Raw genomic sequence first — 14,758 nt, 5'->3', positions numbered from 1 at the left:
CGTTCTCTTGGGAGTGAGAATACGTTCCATCTTCGCTTCCATAGCATTTGCACTACTAACACTCTCGTTACTTACTCTTTCAGTATGGAGATCCGAGTATCTCGGGATGCGCAGTGATGGATTGATCCTAATTTGGGGTCTCTTGTTCTGGTTGATTCTAATATGTACTTTAGGTAGGCCCGACCTTTTGATGCCGGAAGATCTATTGAAAGAACTACTATCGAGCGGACTCGCCTCACGCGAACCTAAGGATGCAGGCAATAGCGGGTTCCTGTCGCTCGCCACAATCCCTGCATGGATGGCCGTCTCTTTCGTTTTATATTTATTATTCCCCGCCTACTTCTAATTTTTTCAAAATCTTCCAATCAAGAGATTGGTGGAACTTCCGAGGCCTCTAGGCTCATCGAAAAGAAATGGAACTGGGGCATTTCAATGCCGATATTCCAAGAATGAGGTTTTCTCATCAGGGCTGCCTGTAGAACATCGGCAGTGATGCTCTGGCAAGGGGTGGTGGTCGACTCGGGTGGGTGCATGCGGGTCGGGTGGTGCAGGATTGGTTTCTGCCAAGACACCCATCGTCCACCAGAATCCGAGCCCGCATGCTGTCGGATCGTGCCATCCTTGACCTTCCCGAGACCATCGTGCGCCGCATCGCAGCGTGGCTGTCGGCCCACCGACGTCGACATGACCGGCGTCCCTGGCAACGAGCCGCCACTTGCTGGACCCAAGCGATCCTGCTCAGTCGCTGGATGTGTGATGCGACCCCCATCCACCGCTTGGCGCGTGACCATGGCCTGTCGAAGGCCACCTGCTACCGCTACCTCCACGAGGCATTGGACGTGGTCGCCGACCACGCACCCGACCTCCACGAGACCCTCGCCGAACAACATGCCCACGGCGCTGCGTTCCTCTGTCTCGACGGCACCCTGATTGCCACCACCGCCGTCCACACCCCTGCCGGACAAGGGAAAACCACCGATGCCTGGTACTCAGGAAAACACCACCGTCACGGCGGCAACACCCAGGTCCTCACCGACAGCTCCGGTTTCCCGATCTTGACCTCGCCAGTGTCCCCGGACTCGACCCACGACCTCACCGCCGCCCGCCAACACGTCCTGCCAGCCCTCTACCCAGCCGCAGCCCAAGGGCTGAAAACGTTGACCGACAAGGGCTACCACGGAGCCGGCATCGGCATCTGCCACCCCGTCAAAGGCCACCACCTGGCCCCAGACACCAATACCCGCAACCGGCTCATCACCCAACTCCGCGCACCAGCCGAACGAGCCAATGCCATCCTCAAACACTTCGAGGCACTCCAGAAAGTCACCCTCGACCCCTGGCGAATCACCGCCATCGTCCGCTCAGCCCTCGTGATCGCCCCCCATATGCGGGGAGCGTGATGAGAAAACCNCCATTCGGTGGCCAGGGTCCGGTTGAGGCGCTCGACCTTGCCGTTCTGCCAGGGGCAGTGGGGCTTGATGAACTTCTGTTTCGCGTCGAGGGCTGCGACCGCGGCGATGAGGTCGCTGCTGTTGCGGTAGGCGAAGGCATTGTCGGTGATCACCCGCTCGATACGGGTGATGCCGTGGTCTGCGAAGAAGGCCGCGGCGCGGGTGAGGAAACCAGCGCAGGTGGGTCCCTTCTCGTCGTCGTGGATCTCGATGTAGGCCAGCCGGGTGTGGTCGTCGACGGCTGCATCGACGTAGTCGTAGCCGATCTTTGCCCGCTTGTTCCTCTCGGTGCTGGTCGCGGCCCGTCCGCGGCTTCGCCAGCCTCCGCCGTCGGGGATCTTGCCGATCTTCTTGACATCGAGGTGGATCAACTCACCGGGGTGTTCGCGTTCGTAGCGGCGTGTGGTGGCCTGGCTGCCGCGGATCACTGCTCCGGTGATCGGATCGAGGTGGGCCAACGGGGGCATGTGATGACGCTTCCAGATCGCCGAGACGGTGCGCGCGGGAACACCGGTCGCGGCGCTGGTGCGGGCCGGGCCCTGCCGGTGCAGCGCGCGGTGCGCCAGGACCCGGACCTCGACCTGGTGGTTGGTGCGCCGGGGCATGGTGCGGGGTCGGCTGGAGCGGTCATGCAGACCTGGTTCACCGTGCTGGTCGTAGCGCTTGTGCCAGTGGTGCGCGCACTGGCGTGAGATTCCCATCGCCTTGGCGGCGTGGGCGACCTTCCAGCCGTGCTCGCGGACGCGCTGGACCAGCAGACGCCGACCGTTGACGTTCAGACGGGCTTTAGAGTGGGCCATGAGGACCTCCGTTGTTCATCTGTGACCTTTGACAAGTCACAGCCCAACGGGGGTCCTCCCTTCACGTCAACCCGCAAACTGTCATGAACGTCCCTGCCACCAACACCTAGAGGGGTAGCGGCCACCAGCGTGAGGGTGCGTGCTGTCCGGGTGCTCTGGTGGAGGCGGGCGTCCCAGTCAGCGACGCCGCTGCTGTTGGCACGTTCAAAAAAGAGGCACCTGGGGGCTGCTGGTCACCCCCAGCAACCCCCAGGGCGTATGTGGACCACCACGAGCGTCAGTGCCGATCGGCCAACCACGGGCTCATGAGTTGATCGTGCAAGTCATGGATCCTGCGGGACTTCTCGTCGGTGATGTCTCGTATTCAAGCACCTCGCGGGGTCGGGGGCCAACCAGATCAGAAGAAAAGGATAAGAATCGCCTGAAATGGGCTCCCGGAGCTCGTCAGGTCCGCTGGAGGAGCTCCCCGACACAGCCGACGGCCTCGTCACCGGCCCGACGAACAGGCCGATGACGAGGCCGGATGCGTCAGTCGGCGGCCAAGGCCTCCGTCGGTGTCGCATTGGCGGCCCTGCGACCAGGCAAGACCGAGGCCACCGCCGCCGAGGCCAGCGCGATCACGATCAGGCCCAGCATCATCGGCCAGTTCGTCGCGAACTGCATCGACGCGTCGATCCCGGCCTGGCGCAGCAGCGCCTTGATCCCCAGCCAGCCGAAGAAGGTGCCGGCGCTGACGCCCACCACCACGCCCGCCAGGCCCAGCAGCAAGGCCTCGACCAGCAGCATCAGCCGCAGGCCGCCGCGCTGCATCCCCAGCGCCCGCAACAGGGCCGACTCCCGAGTGCGCTCCAGGACGCTCAGGCCCAGGGTGTTGCCCACACCCACCAGCGCGATCAGCACCGCCACGCCCAGCAGGGCCGAGGTGATCAGCAACAGCGTGTCCAGCACCCGGCTCACCATGTAGGCCTCCGCCACCGCGCCGGTGGCGAAGACGCCGGGGGAGGCCTGCTGCACCTTCTGCAGCGGCGCCATCGTCGCGCCCATGTCCTCCCGGTCGGCCAGACGGGCCCAGTACAGGTGCGGGCTGGGCTCGGCCACCAGCTTCGCCAGCGTCTTCGGTGAGACGATCAGCACGTCCTTGACGGGTGCGGCGGCATCCGGCAGGGCAGTGAGGGTCACCGACTGGCCCTTGCTGCCGGTGACGGTGAACTTCGTGCCGCCCTTGATCCCGTCGGTCAGCGCCCCGCCCTCGGGGACGGTGGGCTTCATCTCGTCACGGGCAATGGCCGTGGCCTTCGGGTCCAGCGCCACCACGGTGACCGGCTGGTGCTCGGAGTCCATCACCGTGCCGCCCTGCATCACCACGCTGCGCTCCACATTCGGCAGGCCCTTGAGCTTGGCCACCACCTGGTTCGACAGTCCTCGCTGGGCAGCAGCCGTCGGGTCCTGCGAGGTGAAGTCGCCCAGGCTGAAGACCTGGACGTCGACCGGATAGCGCGAGTCGATCTCGTGCAGCACCGTGCGCTCGGCCGTCGCACTGCCCACCTGCAGGGCCACGATCAGGCCACAGGCCAGCATCAGCGCGGTGGCCGTCGCGGCAGCCCGTCGCGGGTTACGGGCGGAGTTGCTCGCTGCCAGGCGCGCCGACGGGCCGGCGAAGCCCAGCAGACGACCCAGGGCGCGCAGCACCCACGGGATGTAGATCGGTGCGGCGAAGAGCACGCCGATCGTGATCAGCAGCGAACCGCCCACCGCCAGCAGCACCGGGCTGTCGGCCACCGAGGAGTCCTCGCCGACCGGCACCCGCAGCGAGCGCCAGGCCAGCCAGGCACCGGCCAGCGTGATCAGCCCGCAGACCAGGGCCCGGACGATCGACGTGCGTCGCACCTGCTCGCTGGTGGCCACCGGCTGCAGCGCCTCCAGCGGCGAGACCCGGGTGGCCTTCAGCGCCGGCAGCATCGCCGCCAGCACGGTCAGCACCACGCCGATGAGGAACTCGACGCCCAGCTCGCCCCACGGGAAGGCCAGGCCCCAGTGGGTCGCCCTGGTGTAGCTCGCCCCGGCCCAGGCCAGCACCGTGCCGAGCAGCAGTCCCAGGGCCGAGCCGATCATGCCCAGCAGCACCGCCTCGGCCAGGAAACGTCGCCGCACCTGCGCACCAGTGGCACCCACGGCCCGCAGGAGCCCGATCTGGCGGCGGCGCTGGGCCAGCAGGATGGTGAAGGTGTTGGCGATGGTGATCAGGCCCACCACGGCGGCGATGGCGCTGAAGACGAACAGGGCGTACTTCATCACGTCGAAGTCGCCGGTCACGCCATCCATGGCGGCCTCCTGGGCCTGCTCGCTGGTGCGCACCTCCAGGTTGCGGCCCGTGGCGCCGGACGGGGTCTTGTCCGGGTCGGTGACCAGGGGCGACAGCAGGCGTCGGACCTCGTCCTGGACCACCTGCTGGTCGGTGCCGTCGGCCAGCGCCAGCACCCAGCTGGGGCTGGCGCCGGTCGAGCCCATCTCGCCCGCGAGCACCGAGGGTGCGAGGTAGGCCGACTGGAAGAACATGCTGGGTGGGTCGTCCGACAGGCCCACCACCGTCAGCTTCTGGTCGCCATTGGCCACCGTGCCGCCCAGCCTCACGCCCAGCTTCTCGGCGAGCTGGGTGGACAGCGCCACCTGGCCCTTCTTGGTGGGCCAGGCCCCCTCGGTGAGCTCTGCCCACCGGAACTGCTCGGCCGGGGTGGCGTAGAGGGAGGCGTAGGCTGTGGCCGTGTCGGTGCTCAGGGCGGAGGCGCCGCTGAGGCTCGGCTCGGCGGCCTCCACCCCGTCGACCCCCATGACCGCCTTGCGCACCTGGGCGTCGGTGGTGCCGTCCTTGGCGGAGGCGATGTCGACCACCAGGTCTGCCGTCGAGGTCGGCAGCGCCATCGAGCGGCCCATCGCCTTCGACTGGGTCTCCATGAAGATGCTGACACCGCTCATGAAGGCGATGCTGATCGCGATCGCCACCAGCGTGGCGACGATCCGCCCGGGGTGCTGTCGCACCTCGCGTGCTGCGTCGGCGAACATCAGGCGCCCACCTCGGTCAGCGCCTGGTTGACCGACTCGACGGTGGGGCCGTCGATGTCGTCGACGATCCTGCCGTCGAGCAGGATCAGGGCCCGGTCGGCGTGGGCGGCGGCCTTGGCGTCGTGGGTGACCATGATGATCGTCTGGCCCAGCTCGTCGACACAGCGACGCAGGTAGCCCAGCAGCGCCGTGCCGGTCTTGGAGTCCAGGGCGCCGGTGGGTTCGTCGGCGAAGATCACGTCGGGCCGGGTGACCAGCGCCCGCGCCATCGCGACGCGCTGCTGCTGGCCGCCCGAGAGCTCGCTGGGGCGGTGGTCCAGGCGCTCGTCGAGACCCAGCGAGTTCACCAGCTGGTCGAGGAAGTCCTTGTCAGGCTTCTTACCCGCCAGCTCCAGCGGCAGCACGATGTTCTGCCGGGCCGTCAGCGTCGGCAGCAGGTTGAAGGACTGGAAGACGAAGCCGATGCGGTCGCGTCGCACCAGGGTGAGCTGCTTGTCGTTGAGCTCGTTGAGCACCTTGTCGCCCATCACCACCTTCCCGGAGGTGATCCGGTCGAGGCCGGCCAGGCAGTGCATCAGCGTCGACTTGCCCGAGCCGGAGGGGCCCATGATGGCGGTGAAGGAGCCCTTCTCGAAGCCCACGTCCACCCCGTCGAGTGCCCGCACCTGGGTGCGTCCCGAACCGTAGACCTTCACCAGGTCGACGGCCTGGGCCGCCAGTTCCCCACTGCGACCACTCGAAGGTCGCGGCGCGGGGCGGGGGCGGACGGACTGGGCGGCTGCCTCGGTTTCCGACGCCGGGGCCACCCCACGGCGTAGCGTGGCCGACGTGTGGACCACCTCGTGCTCGGATGCTGGGTGCGACATGGATGAAGCCTCTCCTCGCTGGTGCGGAGCCCCATGGCTCCCGACCCGGCAAGCCTAGGAAGGGACCGGGGCCGTTGGCGACGGACCACGGTGGCCTTCTGGTGCCCGCGGCGTCATCCCACGGGATGGTGCGGACCCCCTGGTCGCTCAACCGCCGGGCTGATGCGCACCCGGGGCCAGGAGGGGGCCGAGGAGGCTGCCGGCACAGCGGCCTGGCGGGCTAGAGTCACGATGTCCACCAGGAGGCCGCAGGGTCGGCACTGAACCCCACCGCTGTCCGGGCCGGACCACCCCTTCCCCGCCTTGGCGGAAAGCCCATCCCACAGGGAGTCCCCATCCCACAGGGAGTCCCCATGATCGACGGCTGGACCCAGACAATGGGGGCCATGCCCCTGCTCGGCATCGCCGCCGCCGCCATCGCCCTGATCCTGGTGCTGGTGATCGTCTTCAAGCTGCACGCCTTCCTCACCCTGGTGCTGGTCAGCCTGGCGACCGCCTTCGCCACCGGCATTCCGGCGGGCGAGATCGTCCCCACCCTGACCAGCAATTTCGGCAACACACTGGGGTCGGTGGCCCTGCTCGTGGGGCTTGGTGCGATGCTCGGCAAGCTCATCGAGTACTCCGGCGGCGCCCAGGCGCCGGCCGACCGGCTGATCAGCCTCTTCGGTGAGTCCCGCGCACCCCCCGCGTTGGGCGTCGCCTCCCTGCTGATGGGCTTCCCGATGTTCTTTGACGCCGGCCTGGTGGTCATGCTGCCGGTCATCTTCGCCGTCGCCGCCCGTCTCGGCGGGCCCGTGCTGCGCTATGCCATCCCGTCTGCCGTCGCCTTCTCGATGATGCACGTCTTCGTGCCGCCGCATCCCGGCCCCGTCACCGCCACCGAGCTCTAGGGCGCCAACCTGGGCCTGGTGCTGGCCCTCGGCCTGCTCATCGCCATCCCCACCTGGTACGTCTCGGGCTACCTGTGGGGCAAGGTCTGCGCGCGCCAGTTCCCCCTCACCGACACCGACGGCCTGTTCGGCACCATCGACGGCGACGCGGTCAAGAACCCGCCCAAGGTCTCCACTGTGGTGCTCGTGCTGCTGCTGCCGATGCTGCTCATCTTCATGAACACCGGCCTCGACTTCCTGCGCGCCGCCGGCGCCGTCTCCAAGGACGCCACCTGGTTCCACGTCGCCCGCACGCTCGGCTCCTCACCCGTGGCCCTGCTCATCTCGGTGCTGGTGGCCCTGGTCGCCCTCGGCTTCGCCCGCGGCGAGGACGGCACCGCGCTGGAGAAGATCGTCGACTCCTCGCTGGGCCCCATCTGCTCGGTGGTGCTCATCACCGGCGCCGGCGGCACGTTCGGCGGCGTCCTGCGCACCTCCGGCATCGGCCAGGCACTCAGCGACTCGATGGAGGGCATCGGCCTCCCCGTGATCGTCGCCGCCTGGGTGATCGCCGTCGTGCTGCGCCTGGCGCAGGGCTCGGCCACCGTCGCCCTGGTGACCGCCGCCGGCCTGATGGCCCCCGCCGTCGCCACAGGCGGTTTCTCCAGCGGTGAGGTGGTCGCGATCACCCCGGCCACCGCCGCGGGCTCGGTCTTCGGCAGCCACGTCAACGACTCCGGCTTCTGGCTGGTGGGCCGGCTGTTCGGCATGGACGTGTCCACCACGCTGCGCACCTGGACGGTGCAGCAGACCCTGGAGTCGCTGCTGGGCTTCGCCGGCTCGCTGCTGCTCTTCGCGGTGCTCTGAGCCTCACCCCGGGCGGCGTCGTGATCTGCGACATCGCATGACCTGACAGACGGCGGGCGGACCCTGGTGGGTCCGCCCGCCGTCGGCCGTGCCGGGCTCAGGACTCCCAGCGGCCGGCGACCAGGTCCACGAACCAGGTGAACAGGGCCTTGGCCCGGGCGTCGGAGCCGCTCATCATCTCCGGGTGCCACTGCACCGCGAACAGGTCGAACTCCGCGCCGGTGTACTCCACGGCCTCGACGATCCCGTCGGCGGCGCGGGCCACCACGGCCAGCTGCTCGGCCACCCGGTCCACCGCCTGGTGGTGGAAGGAGTTCACCACGGCGCTGCGGGTGCCCCAGGCGTCGTCCAGGAAGCTGTCCGGCTCGATGCTGATCGCGTGCGCGCCCAGCGCCGGGTTGCCGCCCATCATGTGGCGCTGAGGGCTGCCGGCGTGCGAGATGTCCTGGTGCAGCGTGCCGCCCAGGAAGGTGTTGACGATCTGCAGGCCGCGGCAGATGCCGAAGGTGGGCAGGCCGGCCTCGCGCGCCAGCCGCAGCGCCTCCAGCTCGAAGGCGTCGCGCATCGGGTTCGGCACCCCGCACTCCAGCCGGGGCTGGGCGCCGTAGCGCAGCGGGTCGACGTCCTGGCCGCCGGCCAGCACCAGGCCGTCGAGCAGGGCCAGCTGGTCGGGCAGCACCGAGAGCTCCGGCGTCGGCGGGATCAGCACCGGCACCGCACCGGCCGCCAGCAGCGAGCGGTGGTAGTCCTCGTTCACTGTCACCCGCGCATAGCCCGGGAACAGGTAGTGCGGGTCCAGCTCCAGGTTCGTGATGATGCCGATCACGGGACGGGTGGACATCAGGCCTCCAGGGGGTCGCGACGAGCGGTGGGCTCGCCGCGGTAGGCGCCGAGCTTCCAGGGAATGTACAGGGCCAGCGGCAGCACCACGTAGCCCACCACCATGGCCCAGACGGCCCACTGGTTGGTGGATCCGTCGGGATTGCTGAACTGGCCCTTCCAGTCGAAGCGCGCCATCAGGAAGACCGAGGCGGCCAGGCCCAGCAGCGGCACCACCACGTCGGTGAGCACATTGCGGTGCGCCGCCAGGGTCTGGTGGCGGGCGCGGCCCAAGAAGAAGAGCACCACGGCCACCGGCACCACCAGGAATTGGATGAAGCGGGAGACCGAGGAGATCACCATGATGCCGCGCATCGAGTAGCCGAAGGCCATCGGGATGGCGATGGCCACGCCTGCGGTCAGCAGGAAGGCGGCCACCGGGACGCCACGGCGCGACTCACGGCTGATGAAGCCCGGCACCATCCGCTGCCGGCTCATCGCGTCGAAGATGCGCGGGGTGGAGAAGGAGGCGGCCACGTTGATGCCGAACATGCTCACCACCGCGCCCAGCACCACCAGGTTGCGCACCACCGGGTTGGCGAAGGCACTGGCCAGGATCACCGGCTCGGTGGAGTTGAGGATGCCGGTGGGGTTGACCATCATGGCGATCCCCACGACGCCCACGTAGACCACCATCACCAGCAGCACGCCCAGCGGGATGGCACGCGGCAGGTTGCGCTCCGGGCGCTCCATCTCGCTGGCGGCCGTGGCCACCGACTCGAAACCGGTGTAGGCGTAGAAGGCGCTCAGCACCGCGCCCACGAAGACGGTGGTGGACATGGCCGGGAATAGCGGGCTGCCGTCGGATGCCTGCAGGCCGGAGATCTCGCCGAAGTGGTTCTCCCCGGTGCGGGCCAGCACCACCAACCCGGCGACGATGGCCAGCACCAGCGCGGCGACCTTGCCGATGGTGGAGATGTTGTTGAACCACTTGGTGATGCCGGTGCCGGCCAGGTTGATGGCCAGCAGGACGGCCATCAGCACGACGAAGCCGATCGTGGTGCTGGTGGAGGTGACCGCCTCCTTGCCACCGACGATGCCCAGCACGGTGGTCACCACGGCGGTGGCCATCACGCCCCAGGCGATCGCGCCCGCCATGAAGCGGGTGACGCCGACGTAGAAGCCCAGGTCGTCGCCGAAGGCGCGGCGGGCGTAGGCGAAGGAGGAGCCGTTCTCGCTGACGTACTTGGCCGCGGAGGCGAAGGTGACTGCCAGCAGGCCGGCGAACAGGCCGGCCAGCACGTAGACCAGCGGGGTCCAGGTGCCGGCCACCTTGATGACGCCGGCGGGGGACAGGAAGATGCCGGTGCCGATGATGCCGTTCACGGTCAGCAGCACGATGGACCAGAAGCCGAAACGGCTGCGGGTGGCCGCGGGCGCGGCGGGGGCGGGCTTTGCCATGTGCCCATGCTCCGCCCTGACGGGTTGAACCTTCCGACCCGTCAGGATGTGGACTCAGCCGGGCAACGCCCCCAGGGCGCGCGCCACCACCACGGCACTGGTGGCGGCCCAGGCCTGCGGACGGCAGGAGGCCGGGTAGGGCTGGGGCGGGAAGACCTCGTCGGAGCCGAGCCCGCCGAAGAGCTCGGGCAACCGGAAGCCGTAGCCCTCGGCGGCCTGCAGCAGGCCCCGGGCCAGCCGGGCGGCCTGCTCCTGGTGCCCGGTGCGCAGCATCGCGTCCAGGATGAAGGCAGTGTCGTGCGCCCACACCGAACCGACGTGGTAGCCCAGTGGCCAGTAGCCTCCATTGGTGCTGCTCATGGTGCGGATGCCGTAGCCGGAGAACATCGAGGGGTGCATCAGGCGGTTGACGACGATCTCGGTCTCGGTCTCGTCGAGGATGCCGGTGCCCAGCAGGTGGCCCATGTTCGAGGCGACGCCGTCCACCTGCAGCTTGTTGCCCTGTTCGTCGGTGGCGCCGTCCAGCGCCAGCACGGGATAGGGGCCCAGCTCGTCGCTGGCCCAGAAGTGGCGACGGAAGCGCTCGGCCAGCTGCGCGGCCCAGTCGCGCCAGAAGTTCGCGGTCTCGGTGTCGCCCTCATAGGATTCCAGCAGGCGCGCACCGCCCAGGGCGGCGGCGTGGGCATAGCCCTGCACCTCGGCCAGGGCCACCGAACCGGCCGCCAGGTGCCCGTCGCGGAAGCGGATGGAGTCGCCGGAATCCTTCCAGCCCTGGTTGGCCAGGCCGTGGCCCGACTCGTCGCGATACTCCAGGAAGCCGTCGCCGTCGGAGTCACCGAAGTCACGCATCCAATCCAGGGCGCGGCGAAGGTGTGGCAGCAGGGCGCGCACCTCCTCGGCGTACATGCCGGCCTGGTCAGCCTCGTCGAAGAGCATGATCCACAGCGGGGTGGCGTCGACGGTGCCGTAGTACAGCGGTGGCAGGCGCATCTGGTGCTCCGGTGGCGCCTCGACCTCCCCGTCGACGCCGGTGACCGGGCCGTGGGTCAGTGCCATCTCCAGCGGTTCCTGGCGCACCTCGTGCAGGATCTTGCCCGGCTGTTGCGCCTGTTCGACATCGATGGTGCTGCCCTGCAGCTCGGCGAGCACCCGCAGGGTCCCCACCGCCGTGGTGACATCGTGCTGCACCAGGTTGCGGGCGCTGATCAGTGAGTCGCGGCCGAACAGGGTGAAGTACCAGGGCGAGCCGGCGGCCAGGAAGGCGCGAGACGGGTTGTTGCGAGGCGCCATCCGCAGCCCGTTGATGTCGGCGAAGCTGGTCTGCAGCAGCCGGTCAAGGGCGGGATTGGTGCCGTCGGTGTGCGGGGGGCGAAGCAGGGGAGCGGTGGTGGCGCAGAAGGGCGCCGCCTGGTCGGCGAGCTCCAGCTCCAGCCCGGCCTCGACCCGTCCGCGGGCGGGCAGCAGCAGCGTCCAGGTGAGCAGCCAGCCCGCGTCGAAGGCCTCCACCTCGGCCGCAGTGTGCAGGGTGGCGGTGGTGGACCCGTCGCGCCAGTGGAACCGGCGGGTTCCGTCCTCGCCCTGTTCCGGGGTCACCGGCGCGGCCTGCTGGCCCGACTTGATGGACGGCATGGTGGTGGCATCGGGCTGCAGGAAGAGCTGCAGCCTCACCTCCACCTCGCGCATCGAGGCGGTGGACAGCACCAGGCGCTCGCGCAGCCCGTCCCTGTCCACCTCGCGATGGCGGTCGAGGACGACGGCCGGGTCGACGCCCAGGTCGTGGGTGCGCACCACGTACTGGAAGCGGGCGGAGGAGCCGCCCGGCTCGTGGCTGGCGACGTGCTCCAGCTCGTGGCTGGGCGAGCTGAGCAGCAGCTGCGACAGGACGCGCGAATCGCCGCAGTAGACACCCTCGGCCACCCGTTGCGGGGCCAGTCCGTCCACCTGGCCGTCGAACGCGGACCATACCTGGACCGGTGCGCTGAGCACCACCGAGAGGTTGGTGAGATAGGGCTGTTGCATGGTGACCAATCTGGCTGGGGACGAGAGCTTCGTTGCGCTGGTTCTTTTTCGCCGGAGGTTCTTGACGTGAGTGCCTTCGACCGGCGAGGCTATCAGCGATCTTGATCGTTCAAAAGAGGGCAATGGCGCTCTCGGGCGGTCATGATCCACAGGAGGTGAGGCCGATGGCACGCCCCACGCTGGTCAGCCTGGCCAAGGAGCTCGGCGTCTCGCGCCAGACCGTCTCGAACGTCATCAACGCCCCGCACCTGGTGCGCGAGGAGACCCGCGAGCGCGTCGCCGCCGCCATCGAGGCATCCGGCTACCAGCCCAACCAGGCCGCCCAGAGCCTGCGCAACCAGAAGTCACGCACCATCGCGATGCGCATCTACCCCACCCTCGAGGAGGGCATCAACGGCGCCGTCATGGACCGCTTCCTGCACTGCATGGTCGACGAACTGCGCACCGCCGGTTACCACCTGCTGCTGGTGACCGCCGACGACGTCGACGACGAGCTCGAGACCATCACCGCCATGCACCTGCGCGGACGCATCGACGGCTGCATCCTCACCCACAGCCATGCCGACGACCCGCGCCCCGCCCAGCTCGCCGAGGCCGGCGTCGAAATCGCCTGCTTCGGCCGCCCCTGGGGAGCGGAGGAGACCAGCACCCACGCCTGGGTCGACGTCGACGGAGGCGCCGGCACCCTGGTGGCCACCCGGCACCTGCTGGACCAAGGGCACCACCGCATCGGCTTCATCGGCTGGCCCGTCGGCAGCGGGGCGGGCGACGACCGTCGCAAGGGCTGGGCGCAGGCGATGCGCGCCGCCGGCGTCGAGGGCTTCGAACAGTGGACCACCGAGGGCATCGACACCATGGACAGCGGCCTGGCCGGCATGGAGCAGCTGCTCGCCGCAGGGGTGGAGGCCGCCGTGTGCAGCTCGGACTCCCTGGCCCTAGGAGCCGTCGAGGCCCTCCGTCGCAGCGGACGGCTCGACGAGGGCAGCGCCCCCGTGATCGGCTTCGACGACACCCCCGTCGCCCGGGCGATGGGCCTGCCGAGCATCGACCAGAACGTGGAGCAGGCCGCCCGCCTGCTCTGCCAGCAACTGCTCCGACGCCTCGACGGGGACCACAACCCCGTCCCGGTCACCGAGCGTCTCGTGACCCCCTCCCTGGCCGTGCGCGGGCTTCGTGCCATGGTCCTGGCCGGCGCGAAGACGTGAACCCGCAGCGCCGGGCCATGCCCGACCCCGCCCCCCTCGAACGAAGGAAGAACCCAATGACCACCACCCGCCTCGGCGCCCTTGTCGCAGCCCTCGCCCTGCCCCTGGCCCTGACCGCCTGTGGCGGCGGCTCCGGATTCGAGTCCGGCAGCCCGGCCAGCGGCGACGTCTCCGCCTCGGCCGTCGCCATCCGCAGCCCCACCAAGAACGAGGTCTCGGTGCTGATCGGATCCTCCACCGACGCCGAGACCAAGGCCGTCACCGACGCCGTCAAGGCCTGGAGCGCCAAGAGCGGCATTCCCGCCACGGTGCAGGTGGCCGCCGACCTGCCCCAGCAGGCAGCCCAGGGCTTCGCCTCCGGCAAGCCCGCCGACATCGTCTACACGGCCACCGACGTCTTCGGTGCCTGGACCAAGGCCGGCAACCTGCAGCCCTACGGCGACGCCCTGCAGAACAAGGACGACTACTACCCCGCGCTGAAGGAGGCCTTCACCGCCGACGGCCAGTTCTACTGCGCCCCCAAGGACTTCTCCACCCTCGCCCTGGTGATCAACCAGGACCTGTGGAAGAAGGCCGGCCTGACCGATGCCGACATCCCCAAGACCTGGGAGGACCTGGAGAAGGTCGGCAAGAAGCTCACCCAGGGCAAGGTGAAGGGCCTCACCTTCGGCCCCGAGATGCAGCGCCTGGGCGTCTTCATGGCCCAGGCCGGTGGCGGCCTGGTGACCGACGGCAAGGCCACCGCCAACTCCGAGGCCAATGTCGAGGGCCTCGACTTCGTCAAGGAGGGCATGGCCGACGGCTGGATGGCCTACTCCAGCGACCCGGGCGCCGGTTGGGGCGGCGAAGCCTTCGGCAAGGGCCAGGCCGCCATGGTGATCGAGGGCAACTGGATCACCGGCGCGATGCAGGGCGACTACTCCGACGTGAAGTACACCGTCGCCGAACTGCCTGCTGGCAAGGCCAAGGGCACCCTGCAGTAGACCAACTGCTGGGGCGTCACCGCCAAGGGCGACAACATCGGCGGCGCCGTCGACCTGGTCAAGGCGCTCACCACCACCGAGCAGCAGCTTGCCTTCGCCAAGGCCTTCGGCGTCATGCCCTCGCTGCAGTCGGCCAAGCAGGAGTGGAGCAAGGCCAACCCCACCATGGTCCCCTTCGTCGACGGCGCCGAGTACGCCCAGAACCTGCCCGCCCAGGTGGGTGCCGCCGACGTCATCAAGGACATGAACGCCCAGCTGGCCCAGCTCAAGACCAAGGAACCGAAGGCCATCCTGGACAGCGTCCAGGCCAACCTGGAGCCGGTCGTCGACGACTCGGCCAAGTGATCCGGGCAAGGAA

Annotated in this window: 10 protein-coding genes and 2 pseudogenes; 6 read left to right on the top strand and 6 right to left on the bottom strand. The window is 68.8% G+C overall.

Features of this window, described 5'->3' with window-relative positions; all coding sequences use genetic code 11:
* Window positions 1-294 precede the first annotated feature (294 nt).
* Complete coding sequence (locus ACYVKA_RS05565) at window positions 295-453, top strand: hypothetical protein (RefSeq protein WP_460703678.1); 159 nt, start codon at window positions 295-297, stop codon at window positions 451-453.
* A gap of 146 nt (window positions 454-599) precedes the next feature.
* Window positions 600-1,400: a transposase family protein gene (locus ACYVKA_RS05560; RefSeq protein WP_460703676.1), complete on the top strand. Its 801-nt coding sequence runs from the start codon at window positions 600-602 to the stop codon at window positions 1,398-1,400.
* A 5-nt stretch (window positions 1,401-1,405) separates the two neighbouring features.
* Here the strand turns inward: ACYVKA_RS05560 and ACYVKA_RS05555 are convergent.
* The 3 genes and pseudogenes from ACYVKA_RS05555 to ACYVKA_RS05545 all read right to left on the bottom strand — a co-directional run.
* Window positions 1,406-2,251: pseudogene (locus ACYVKA_RS05555) on the bottom strand (IS481 family transposase); the annotation flags it as partial.
* Window positions 2,252-2,779: 528 nt separating this feature from the next.
* Window positions 2,780-5,311 carry an ABC transporter permease gene (locus ACYVKA_RS05550; protein WP_460703674.1) on the bottom strand — a complete coding sequence of 844 codons (2,532 nt, stop codon included), beginning with the start codon at window positions 5,309-5,311 and terminating at the stop codon, window positions 2,780-2,782.
* Window positions 5,311-6,177 carry an ABC transporter ATP-binding protein gene (locus ACYVKA_RS05545; protein ID WP_460703672.1) on the bottom strand — a complete coding sequence of 289 codons (867 nt, stop codon included), beginning with the start codon at window positions 6,175-6,177 and terminating at the stop codon, window positions 5,311-5,313. Before ACYVKA_RS05545 ends, ACYVKA_RS05550 begins: the two co-directional genes overlap by 1 nt.
* Window positions 6,178-6,530: 353 nt before the next feature.
* Between ACYVKA_RS05545 and ACYVKA_RS05540 the strand changes: the two are divergent.
* A pseudogene (locus ACYVKA_RS05540) lies at window positions 6,531-7,913 on the top strand (GntP family permease).
* A gap of 97 nt (window positions 7,914-8,010) precedes the next feature.
* Here ACYVKA_RS05540 and ACYVKA_RS05535 read toward each other — a convergent pair.
* The 3 genes from ACYVKA_RS05535 to ACYVKA_RS05525 are packed head-to-tail and all read right to left on the bottom strand — an operon-like array spanning window position 8,011 to window position 12,212.
* Window positions 8,011-8,754 (bottom strand): gamma-glutamyl-gamma-aminobutyrate hydrolase family protein, encoded by a 744-nt coding sequence (locus ACYVKA_RS05535; protein ID WP_394275137.1) that lies wholly within the window; start codon window positions 8,752-8,754, stop codon window positions 8,011-8,013.
* Complete coding sequence (locus ACYVKA_RS05530) at window positions 8,754-10,193, bottom strand: APC family permease (RefSeq protein WP_394275138.1); 1,440 nt, start codon at window positions 10,191-10,193, stop codon at window positions 8,754-8,756. Before ACYVKA_RS05530 ends, ACYVKA_RS05535 begins: the two co-directional genes overlap by 1 nt.
* Window positions 10,194-10,247: 54 nt before the next feature.
* The gene (locus ACYVKA_RS05525) at window positions 10,248-12,212 is read right to left on the bottom strand and encodes a glycogen debranching N-terminal domain-containing protein (RefSeq protein ID WP_460703670.1); all 1,965 of its coding nucleotides are present in this window, start codon (window positions 12,210-12,212) and stop codon (window positions 10,248-10,250) included.
* A 164-nt stretch (window positions 12,213-12,376) separates the two neighbouring features.
* On the opposite strand from ACYVKA_RS05525, the gene ACYVKA_RS05520 reads away from it, so the two are divergent.
* The 3 genes from ACYVKA_RS05520 to ACYVKA_RS05510 all read left to right on the top strand — a co-directional run bounded on the left by ACYVKA_RS05520 (window position 12,377) and on the right by ACYVKA_RS05510 (window position 14,745).
* Window positions 12,377-13,417, top strand: a complete 1,041-nt coding sequence (locus tag ACYVKA_RS05520) for a LacI family DNA-binding transcriptional regulator (RefSeq protein WP_460703668.1) — start codon at window positions 12,377-12,379, stop codon at window positions 13,415-13,417.
* Between the two features lie 56 nt (window positions 13,418-13,473).
* Window positions 13,474-14,400 carry a sugar ABC transporter substrate-binding protein gene (locus ACYVKA_RS05515; protein ID WP_460703666.1) on the top strand — a complete coding sequence of 309 codons (927 nt, stop codon included), beginning with the start codon at window positions 13,474-13,476 and terminating at the stop codon, window positions 14,398-14,400.
* Between the two features lie 114 nt (window positions 14,401-14,514).
* Complete coding sequence (locus ACYVKA_RS05510) at window positions 14,515-14,745, top strand: hypothetical protein (RefSeq protein ID WP_460703664.1); 231 nt, start codon at window positions 14,515-14,517, stop codon at window positions 14,743-14,745.
* Window positions 14,746-14,758: the final 13 nt, after the last annotated feature.

The sequence above is a fragment of the Luteococcus sediminum genome, assembly GCF_054783495.1.
Note: the sequence above shows the minus strand (reverse complement) of the source record. Positions and strands in the feature narration are given on the sequence as shown.

Bases quoted from the DNA above. Each gene is read 5' to 3' on its own strand.
- ACYVKA_RS05565 (WP_460703678.1), top strand. From the start codon at position 295: ATGGATGGCCGTCTCTTTCGTTTTATATTTATTATTCCCCGCCTACTT.
- ACYVKA_RS05560 (WP_460703676.1), top strand. From the start codon at position 600: ATGCTGTCGGATCGTGCCATCCTTGACCTTCCCGAGACCATCGTGCGC.
- ACYVKA_RS05550 (WP_460703674.1), bottom strand. From the start codon at position 5,311: ATGTTCGCCGACGCAGCACGCGAGGTGCGACAGCACCCCGGGCGGATC.
- ACYVKA_RS05545 (WP_460703672.1), bottom strand. From the start codon at position 6,177: ATGTCGCACCCAGCATCCGAGCACGAGGTGGTCCACACGTCGGCCACG.
- ACYVKA_RS05535 (WP_394275137.1), bottom strand. From the start codon at position 8,754: ATGTCCACCCGTCCCGTGATCGGCATCATCACGAACCTGGAGCTGGAC.
- ACYVKA_RS05530 (WP_394275138.1), bottom strand. From the start codon at position 10,193: ATGGCAAAGCCCGCCCCCGCCGCGCCCGCGGCCACCCGCAGCCGTTTC.
- ACYVKA_RS05525 (WP_460703670.1), bottom strand. From the start codon at position 12,212: ATGCAACAGCCCTATCTCACCAACCTCTCGGTGGTGCTCAGCGCACCG.
- ACYVKA_RS05520 (WP_460703668.1), top strand. From the start codon at position 12,377: ATGGCACGCCCCACGCTGGTCAGCCTGGCCAAGGAGCTCGGCGTCTCG.
- ACYVKA_RS05515 (WP_460703666.1), top strand. From the start codon at position 13,474: ATGACCACCACCCGCCTCGGCGCCCTTGTCGCAGCCCTCGCCCTGCCC.
- ACYVKA_RS05510 (WP_460703664.1), top strand. From the start codon at position 14,515: ATGCCCTCGCTGCAGTCGGCCAAGCAGGAGTGGAGCAAGGCCAACCCC.